Raw genomic sequence first — 9,185 nt, forward strand, 5'->3', positions numbered from 1 at the left:
CCGTAACAGGTACGGGACACGATAACGTCCCCCGGCGCGCCTTTCCGTATCCTGTCGCGCGCACGCCACGGAAATCCCCATGCCGCTTCCCCCGCTCGACCCCGCGGCGCAGGCCCACAGCGACCGCCTGCGCCAGCTGATCCACGCCGTGATCGCCGATGCCGGCGGTGCGATCCCGTTCTCGCGCTTCATGGAGCTGGCGCTGTACGCGCCCGGCCTGGGCTACTACAGCGCCGGCAGCACCAAGTTCGGCCGTGCCGGCGACTTCGTGACCGCGCCCGAGCTTGGCAGCCTGTTCGCCGAATGCGTGGCCGAGGCGCTGGCGCCGCCGCTGCGCACGGTGGGCGAGGGCGCCGTGTTCCTCGAGATCGGCGGCGGCAGCGGCGCCTTCGCCGAAGCCGCGATCCTGCACTTGGAGGCTCTTGGCGCCATGCCGGCGCGCTACGCCATCCTCGAGCCCAGCGCCGACCTGCGCGAGCGCCAGCGCGAGCGCCTGCGCGAACGCCTGCCCGAAGCGCTCAACGCGCGCGTCGAGTGGCTCGACCGTCCGCTCGGCGAAGAGGAGTGGAGCGGCGTGCTGTTCGCGAACGAGGTGATCGACGCGCTGCCCACGCCGCGCTTCGTCATCCGCGGCGGCGAGGTGCGCGAAGAGGGCGTGGCCAGCGCCCCGGACGGCGGCTTCCGCATCGTCGAGGTGCCGGCCGACGCGCTGATGACCGCCGCCGTGCGCAACGTCGAGCGCGATCTCGGCGAGGCGTTCGCCGACGGCTACCGCTCCGAGTTGCTGCCGCAGCTGCCGTACTGGATCCAGGCGGTGATGGGCCGCATGCAGACCGGCGCGATGCTGTTCATCGACTACGGCCATCCGCGCCGCGAGTACTACGCGCCCACGCGCGACCGCGGCACGCTGCGCGCCTTCCACCGCCACCACGTGGTCGACGACGTGCTCGCGCGCGTGGGGCTGCAGGACATCACCGCCTCGGTCGACTTCACCGCGCTGGCCGAGGCCGGCACCGGCGCCGGCTTCGAGTTCGCCGGCTACAACAGCCAGGCGGCCTTCCTGATCGGCAACGGCCTGCAGCAGCGGCTGGAAGCGCAGGAGGCGCGGGCGCCGAACGACACCGCGCGCTTCGCGCTGCGTCGCCAGGTGCAGCAGCTGACCCTGCCAAGCGCCATGGGCGAGCGTTTCCAGGCCATGGGCTTCGAGCTCGGCGTGCCCTTCGAGGCCGCCTTCCTGGCCGGCGACCTGAGCTTCCGGCTGTGAGCGGACGGCCGCGCGCCGGGCGTTCGCTCAAGCCGCTGCGCTGGCCCTGGGCCTGGTGCGCGCTGTGGTGCCTGGCGATCGCGGCGGTGGTGGCGTTCTCGCTGATACCGGCGCCTGATCTGCCCGATGCGCCCGGCAGCGACAAGCTGCACCACTTCCTCGCGTATTTCGCGCTGGCCGCGAGCGCGGTGCAGCTGTTCGCGCGCTGGCCGTCGCTGCTGGGCGCGGGGCTGGGACTGGTGCTGCTGGGCCTGGGCCTGGAGCACGCGCAGGGTGCGATGGCGTTCGCGCGCATGGCCGACCGCATGGACGCGCTGGCCAATACGCTCGGCGTGATCGCCGGGCTCGCCACGCGGCTGACGCCGCTGCACGACCTGCTGCTGCGGATCGAAGCGCGCCTGGCGCGGCCTGCGTCCGGCTGATCAGCCCGCGTCGCGGTGCAGCGTGCGCGCCGCGCCGATCGCGGCGATGCGCGCCTTGCGCAGCGCCTCGCCGAAAGCGGGGCCCTCGAGCCCGAGGTGCGCGATGTCGGCCCCGGTGACCGCCGCCGCGGCGTCGCGCAGGCGCACCAGCTCGCCGGCCTGCGGATAGCGGCGGTTTTCCAGCCCCGCGCGGCCGCGCTTGTCGGCTTCGCAGACGGTGGCCAGCCTGCGGATGCGCTCCGGGCGGCGGAAGCCGTCGCAGCGTGCCAGCAGGTCGTGCACGGTCGGGTCGCGCAGCTCGCCCAGGCGGTGCACGTTGAGGTGTTCGCGGCAGGCCACCACGGCCAGCTCGCGATGCGCGGCCGGTACGCGCAGGCGTTCGCACAGCTCGCGCACCGGGCGCACGCCGCGCTGCTCGTGCTGGATGTGCTTCGGCAATTCCTCGACCGGCGTCAGCGCCTTGCCGAGGTCGTGCACCAGCGCGGCGAAGCCGACCTCGTCGTCGCCGGGCGCCAGCGTCGCGGCCATGTCGCAGGCCAGTTCGACGTGGACGCCGGTGTCGACCTCGGGGTGGTACTCCGCGCGCTGCGGCACGCCGTACAGCGCATCGACTTCGGGCAGCACCGCGGCCAGCGCGCCGCAGTCGCGCAGGGTGCGCAGGAACGCCGACGGCCGCGGCGAGCGCAGCGCGCGCGCCAGTTCCTGCCACACGCGCTCGGGCACCAGTTCGGCGAGCTCGCCGCCTTCGACCATGGTGCGCATCAACGCGCGGGTTTCGTCGGCCACGGTGAAGCCGAGCGGTGCGAAGCGCGCCATGAAGCGCGCCGCGCGCAGCACGCGCAGCGGATCCTCGGTGAAGGCCGGCCCGACGTGGCGCAGCACGCGCGCCTCGAGGTCGCGTTCGCCGCCGTGGGGATCGACCAGACTGCCGTCCTCGCGCTGCGCGATGGCGTTGATGGTGAAATCGCGGCGACCCAGGTCCTCCTCCAGCGTCACCGTGGGCGCGGCGTCGACCACGAAGCCGCGGTGCCCGCGCGCCGACTTGCGCTCGGTGCGCGCCAGCGCGTGCTCCTCGCCGGTGTCGGGATGCAGGAACACCGGAAAGTCGCGCCCGACGGCGCGGAAGCCCGCCGCCAGCATCGCTTCGGGCGTCGAGCCGACCACGACCCAGTCGCGGTCGCCCGCCGGCAGCCCGAGCAGGCGGTCGCGCACCGCGCCGCCAACCAGGTACGCCTCACCAGTCACCCGCGCCCCTTCCCTGCACGCCCTCTCCTGCGCGCCCGTTCCCTTCGCCCCCGTTCCCTGTAGGAGCAGCTACAGCTGCGACCGGTGTTCCGCCAGGCCAGGTCGCGGCTGTAGCCGCTCCTACAGCGACCGGTATTCCGTCAGGCCGGGTCGCGGCTGTAGCCGCTCCTACAGCGACCGGTGTTCCGCCAGGCCGGGTCGCGGTTGTAGCCGCTCCTGCAGCAGGCGCGGGGCATGTGAACTTGGTGCGCGCGGCCGCTGTGCGCCCCAGCATCCGGTCGCTCACGGGCACCGGCGCGTCACCCAGTCGCCAGTCGTAGATCACGCTGAAGGCCAGCACGCGGGCGACGTAGTCGCGGGTTTCCTTGTAGGTGATGGTCTCGATCCAGAAGTCGGCGTCCATGCCCGGGCGCTGCGACTGCCAGCGTGCGGTCGGCGTAGGGCCGGCGTTGTAGGCGGCGATGGCGACGTAGGGCAGGGTGTACTTGTCCTTCATCTCGCGCAGGTAGGCGGTGCCGATGCGGACGTTGGTAGCGGGGTCGAACAGCGACTCCGCGCCCGACCACGGGATGCCCAGTCGTCGCGCGACGCCGGCGCCGGTCTCGGGCAGCACCTGCATCAGGCCGCGGGCATTGGCCGGCGAGCGTGCGCGTGGATTGAAGGTGCTCTCGGCGCGGATCTCCGCCGCCACCCAAGCGGTGTCGAGGCCGTTGCGCGCCGACTCGCCGCGGATCAGTTGCTCGTGGTGCAGCGGGAAACGCAGCGTGTACAGCCGCAGCTCCTCGGGCTTGCGCTCGCCGCCGACGTTGACCAGGCCGAACACGCCGCGGTCGAACCAGCCGTTGTCCTGCGCGATCTCCACCGCGATCTGGCGCTGGCGGTCGTTGAAGCGCGTGAGCGCGTCCTGCCATTCGCGCGTGGCCCAGCCGGCGCGGTTGACGCGGAACAGCGCCATCGCACGCTGCATCGCCGGGTCCGCGGCGACGGCCGCCTTCTCCGCCGCGCTGCCGCCGTGCTCCAGCGGGCACAGTGCATAGGGCTGGCCGATGCGGTCGGCGGCGAGGAAGCCGTGGAAGTCGGCGTCGCGCGCGGCGGCGGCGTACAGCGGCCGCGCCGCGGCGCGGTCCCCGGTCAGTTCGCGCAGACGGGCTTCGAAATAGCTCCAGCGTGACTGCGAACGCTGCGCGCGGCCCATGCGCTCGATGCCGGCCAGCGCCGCGCGCCAGTCCGAGCGCGCCATGGCCTCGCGCACGCGCCATTCGTGCAGGCGCTCGTCCCAGGCGGCTTCGGGCACGGCCGCGAGCCGGCGCGCGCCGCCGTCGTGGTAGGACGCCACCGTCCACAGCGCGACCTGATACAGCACGCGGTTGCGCTCGGCGTCGGTGAACTGCAGCGCCTGCGCCACCTGCGGCAGCAGCGACTCGGCGGCGTCGGGATTGGAGCGCGCGAGCGTCGCCAGCCCGTGCGACGCGGCCAGCCGGCTGCGCGCGGTCTTGGGCCAGGACGTGGCGCGGGCGTCGGCCTGGCCGAGATAGGCGGCATAGGCCTCGGCCTGCTGTCGCTGCGCATCGGGCAGGCCGCGCGCGGCGGTGCGCACCACGCCCGGCTGGCCCTCGGCGATCGCGGCTTCGATGCGCGCCCAGCGGTCGGCATCGGACAGCCCGCCGCGCTCGGCCAGCGCGGTGAACACCGGATCGCAGGCCTCGGGCTGCGAGCGGCCGGCGCCGCGCCAGAGCTTCTGCACTTCGCCGGTCCACGTCGCATCTGCCGCGCCCGTGCGCAGCCGCGCCTCCAGCTCGTGGCAGGCCAGCGTCGTGGTGCCGGTGCCGGGCACCCAGGCGGCGCGAAACGTCGTCCAGTCCCGGCGCTTGGCCAGCTCGACCAGCCAGGCGGCGCGGAAGGTGCCGGCCACGGCCTGGCCGCGGTGGCGGTCGAGGAAGTCCTGCGCCTGCGAGGGCGTGAGGGTGGCGATGTCGCGGTTGAGCCGCGCGTGCCCGATCCAGCCCTGCAGCGGATGGTCGGCGCGCAGCGGCGGCACCGGCTGGCCGATCTCCGCGGCGGTCAGCGCGCGGCGCGCGAGGTCGTCATCGGGCCGCGCCTGTGCGGATGCGGCGGCGGAGGCGGACAGGCACAGCGCCAGCGCCGCGGACAGCGTGAAGCGGGGGAGCGGTAGCATGCGGGGACTATATCGAATGGGTCCGGCGCCCATGCTGAAGGAGCGGGCGTGATCGAAGGGTTCTGGATGTTTCCGCTGCTGGGCGTGGTGGCCGGCGTGCTTGCGGGCCTGCTCGGCATCGGCGGCGGCCTGGTGCTGGTGGCCGCGCTGGCGTGGCTGCTGCCGCTGCAGGGCGTGCCCACCGACCTGGCGATGCACGCCGCGCTCGCGAGCTCGATGGCCAGCATCGTGTTCACCGCGCTGTCGTCGGCGTGGTCGCACCACCGGCGCGGCAGCGTGCTGTGGCCGACGGTGCGCTGGATGCTGCCGGGGCTGCTTGCCGGCGGCTGGCTTGGCAGCCAAGTGGCGGTGGGACTGGAGGGCGTGGTGCTGCGCTGGATCGTCGCCGGTTACTGCCTGCTCGCGGGCGCGCAGATGGCCTTCGGCGGCGCGCGCGCCGACAGCGGTCGCGATGTCGTACCCACCGGCCTGCCGATGACCGCGGCCGGCACCGGCATCGGCGCGCTGTCGGCCGTGGTCGGCATCGGCGGCGGCAGCATGACCGTGCCGCTGCTGGTGTGGCGCGGCGTGCGCCCGGTGCGCGCGGTCGGCACCTCGTCGGCCTGCGGCGTGGCGATCGCGATCGGAAGCGCGCTGGGCTATGCGCTCAACGCGCCGCCGGGCGGACTGCCGGACGGCGCGATCGGCTACGTCTACCTGCCGGCTGCGATCGGCGTCGCGGTGACCTCGGTGCTGGCGGCGCCTTGGGGCACGCGTCTGGCGCATGCCATCAGCGGCCCGGCGCTGCGGCGGGTGTTCGCACTGTTCCTGGTCGGCGTCGGCCTGAGCCTGGTGCTGCAGGGCTGAGCCGCGGCCAGGCCGAGGGGACTTGCCCGCGCTTTACAGTTTGTTTACAACTGGGCCGCCGACGGCACGGGGGCAACGGGCCGGCACCAGCTCACCAGGAGAGCCCCCATGGCCTTGCCCCCGCGTTGCCTGCTCGCGGCCGCCGTCTGCGCCGCGCTGTCCCTGACCGCCCCCGCCGTCGCGTCCGCGCAGTCCACCGATCCCACCACGCTGGATTCGGTCACCGTCACCGGCTCGCGCATCAAGCAGTCCGAGCTTGAAACCCACGTTCCCGTCCAGGTGCTCACGCGCGAGGACATCGACCGCAGCGGCTTCAAGTCGGTGTCCGACATCGTCCAGAACCTGACCGCCAGCGGTGCCGGCCTCAACACGAAGTTCAACTCCAGCGGCAACTTCGGCTTCCCGCCCGACGGCGGCGGCGTGGGCGCGGGCGCGGCCACGGTCGACCTGCGCCACCTGGGCCCCAAGCGCGTGCTGGTGCTGGTGGACGGCATCCGCTGGGTCAACGAATCCTCGGGCTCGGGCGTCGGCTCGGCGGTCGACCTCAACACCATCCCGCTGGCGCTGGTCGACCGCATCGAAGTGCTGGAAGACGGCGCGTCGTCGATCTACGGCTCCGACGCCATCGCCGGCGTGGTCAACATCATCACCCGCAAGGACGTGCAGGGTGGCGACATCGAGCTGCACTACGGCACCTACGACGACCTCGGCGGCGACACCTGGGGCGCGGACATGGGCTACGGCGGCGGCAACGACCGCCTGCAGTGGTTCGTCGGCGCGTCGTACTTCAAGCAGGAGGAGGCGGCGTCGTCCAAGTACGGCCCGGCCAGCGTGCCGGTGCCCGGCACCGGCCTCGACAACGGCAGCTCGGCCACGCCGCAGGGGCGTTTCGTGTTCCTCGATCCGGCCACCGGCCTCACCCACAGCATCACGCCCAACGATGGCGCCACCGATCCGGCCTACATCCCGGGGCAGGGCTGCGAGCGCACCGACGACTTCCACTGCTTCACCAACGACGACCGCTTCAATTTCGCGCCCTACAACCTGCTGCTGACGCCGTCGGAGCGCAAGACGGTGTTCGGCCAGGTGCGCTTCGCCTTCAACAACGACGTCGGCGGCTACGTGCGCGCGCTGTACAACCAGCGCGACTCGGCCAACCAGGCCGCGCCCGAGCCCTTCTTCCTCGGCACCGATGCCGGCATCTACAACCCCTGGGGCGAGAGCCTGCTGGTGATCTCGGCGGCCAATCCCTACAACCCCTTCGGTTTCGACCTCACGACGGTCGGCCCCGACGCCAACCTGTTCCTGCTCGGCCGCCGCCCGGTGGAAGGCGGCCCGCGCCGCTACGAGCAGGACGTCGAGACCTGGTACGTCGCCGCCGGCCTCGATGGCGCCTTCAACATCGCCGACCGCCCCTGGAGCTGGGACGTGAACGTGGTGCGCAGCGAGAGCAAGGCCGAGCAGACCAACACCGGCAGCTACAACCTCCGCCGCATCAACGAGGCCCTGGGCGATCCCGCGGCCTGCGCCGCCATCACCGGCTGCGTGCCGCTGAACGTGTTCGGCGGCGCCGGCACCATCACACAGGAGATGCTCGCCTTCATCCAGCCGGTGGTGCGCGACGAGAGCGAGAACTCGCTCACGCTGGTCTCGGCCAACGTCACCGGTGCGCTGATGCAGCTGCCCGCAGGCCCGCTCGGCTTCGCTGCCGGCTACGAGTACCGCAAGTACGAAGGCGCCTACCGTCCCGACCCGATCACCGTGGCCGGCGAATACAACGGCGTGCCGTCCGGGCCCACCGCGGGCGAGTACGACGTCAACGAGGTCTACGCCGAGCTCGCGGTGCCGCTGTACGCCAACCCGGACCGCGGCAGCGCGCTCGACATGAGCATCGCCGGCCGCTACTCCGACTATTCCACCTTCGGCGGCGAGAGCACCGGCAAGCTCGGCCTGCGCTGGCAGGTGGCCGAGGAACTGGTGCTGCGCGGCACCTGGGCGCAGGGCTTCCGCGCGCCCTCGATCGGCGAGCTGTACGGCACGCTGTCGCGCTTCGACGCCACCCTGGTCGACCCCTGCTCCGGCTCCGCCAACGCGGTGCGCCCCGAATGCGTGGCCCAGGGCGTGCCGGCCGACTACGTGCAGACCAACCCGCAGATCTCGGTGGTCACCTCCGGCAACACCGGACTGCAGCCCGAGACCAGCCGCAGCCTGACCCTGGGAGGGGTATGGAGTCCCTCGTTCGCGGCCGGCGCCGCCTGGTCCGAGCGCATGGACCTGGGCCTGACCTTCTACAAGCACACCATCGACGATGCGATCCAGGCGCCCGACGCCCAGGCCATCCTCGACCGCTGCGTGTTCGAGGCCGACCCCTTCTCCTGCGCCTCGTACGACCGCAGCGACCGCGGCCAGATCGTCCGCTTCGACGACATCCTCGACAACCTCGGCACCATCCGCACCGCCGGCTGGGACGCGAGCCTCGCCTGGCTGCTGCCGATGCAGGGCTGGGGCCAGCTGCGCTTCGACGCCAAGACCACCTTCGTGTCGAGCTTCGAGCTGGTGAACGAGTCCGGCCAGGCCGAGCCGCGCGGGCCGGGGGTCGAGGTCAACGACAGCGCGATCCCGGAGTGGACCTCGAGCCTGACCACGCAGTGGAGCCATGGCCCGTGGTCGCTGGCCTGGAGCATGCGTTACATCGGCGAGCTGCGTGAGTCCTGCGGCGGTGCCAACGGCTACCCTATCTGCGACGACAGCACCGCCGACCTCAACCGGCTCGACGCCACCACCTACCACGACCTGCAGGCGTCCTGGAACAGCGACGCCTGGATGCGCGGCCTGCGCGTCAGCCTGGGCGTGAACAACCTTACCGGCGAGGACCCGCCAATCTGCCTGAGCTGCTCGCTCAACGGCTACGACGCGTCCACCTACGACCTGCCGGGGCGGTTCTTCTATGCGCGGGTGGGCGTGAAGTTCTGAGCCTGGTGGCCTGGCCTGGCTCCTTCGGGGGCCAGACCAGGCCGCGCCGCGGGGCTCACGCCGCCTAACGCTCAAACTAAGCCGCCGTTTTGCCGTAGCGAAGCGAAGGCAAAACGGTCGGCTGGGGTGCCTTGTTGGGCTTCCCTAACCAGGCAGCTTGGCCGCGAGAACGTCAACGGGTTCACCCCCGTTTTCACGGACACTTACGAGAAGGCCGATCGAGGCCATGAGGAGTGTTCATGTCGAAGCGAAGGAAGTT

The 9,185-nt window shown here is 72.3% G+C and carries 6 protein-coding genes; 4 read left to right on the forward strand and 2 right to left on the reverse strand.

Annotated features, from left to right (window positions below; genetic code table 11):
- The first annotated feature begins 79 nt into the window (after window positions 1–79).
- Both IE168_RS10895 and IE168_RS10900 read left to right on the forward strand, forming a co-directional pair.
- Window positions 80–1,264: a class I SAM-dependent methyltransferase gene (locus tag IE168_RS10895; RefSeq protein ID WP_189498175.1), complete on the forward strand. Its 1,185-nt coding sequence runs from the start codon at window positions 80–82 to the stop codon at window positions 1,262–1,264.
- On the forward strand, window positions 1,261–1,686 hold the full coding sequence (locus IE168_RS10900; RefSeq protein ID WP_189498177.1) for a VanZ family protein: 426 nt from the start codon (window positions 1,261–1,263) through the stop codon (window positions 1,684–1,686). The genes IE168_RS10895 and IE168_RS10900 overlap by 4 nt, the downstream gene beginning before the upstream one ends.
- On the opposite strand, the gene IE168_RS10905 is transcribed toward IE168_RS10900, so the two are convergent.
- Both IE168_RS10905 and IE168_RS10910 read right to left on the reverse strand, forming a co-directional pair.
- Window positions 1,687–2,931, reverse strand: a complete 1,245-nt coding sequence (locus IE168_RS10905) for a multifunctional CCA addition/repair protein (protein ID WP_189498179.1) — start codon at window positions 2,929–2,931, stop codon at window positions 1,687–1,689.
- Window positions 2,921–5,107 carry a lytic transglycosylase domain-containing protein gene (locus IE168_RS10910; RefSeq protein ID WP_189498181.1) on the reverse strand — a complete coding sequence of 729 codons (2,187 nt, stop codon included), beginning with the start codon at window positions 5,105–5,107 and terminating at the stop codon, window positions 2,921–2,923. Before IE168_RS10910 ends, IE168_RS10905 begins: the two co-directional genes overlap by 11 nt.
- A gap of 48 nt (window positions 5,108–5,155) precedes the next feature.
- Here IE168_RS10910 and IE168_RS10915 point away from each other — a divergent pair, with 48 nt between their 5' ends.
- Window positions 5,156–5,953: a sulfite exporter TauE/SafE family protein gene (locus IE168_RS10915; RefSeq protein WP_229823424.1), complete on the forward strand. Its 798-nt coding sequence runs from the start codon at window positions 5,156–5,158 to the stop codon at window positions 5,951–5,953.
- A gap of 108 nt (window positions 5,954–6,061) precedes the next feature.
- Window positions 6,062–8,926 carry a TonB-dependent receptor plug domain-containing protein gene (locus IE168_RS10920; protein WP_189498183.1) on the forward strand — a complete coding sequence of 955 codons (2,865 nt, stop codon included), beginning with the start codon at window positions 6,062–6,064 and terminating at the stop codon, window positions 8,924–8,926.
- Window positions 8,927–9,185 lie beyond the last annotated feature (259 nt).

Source organism: Luteimonas padinae, from assembly GCF_014652935.1.
Classification (GTDB): Bacteria; Pseudomonadota; Gammaproteobacteria; order Xanthomonadales; family Xanthomonadaceae; genus Luteimonas; species Luteimonas padinae.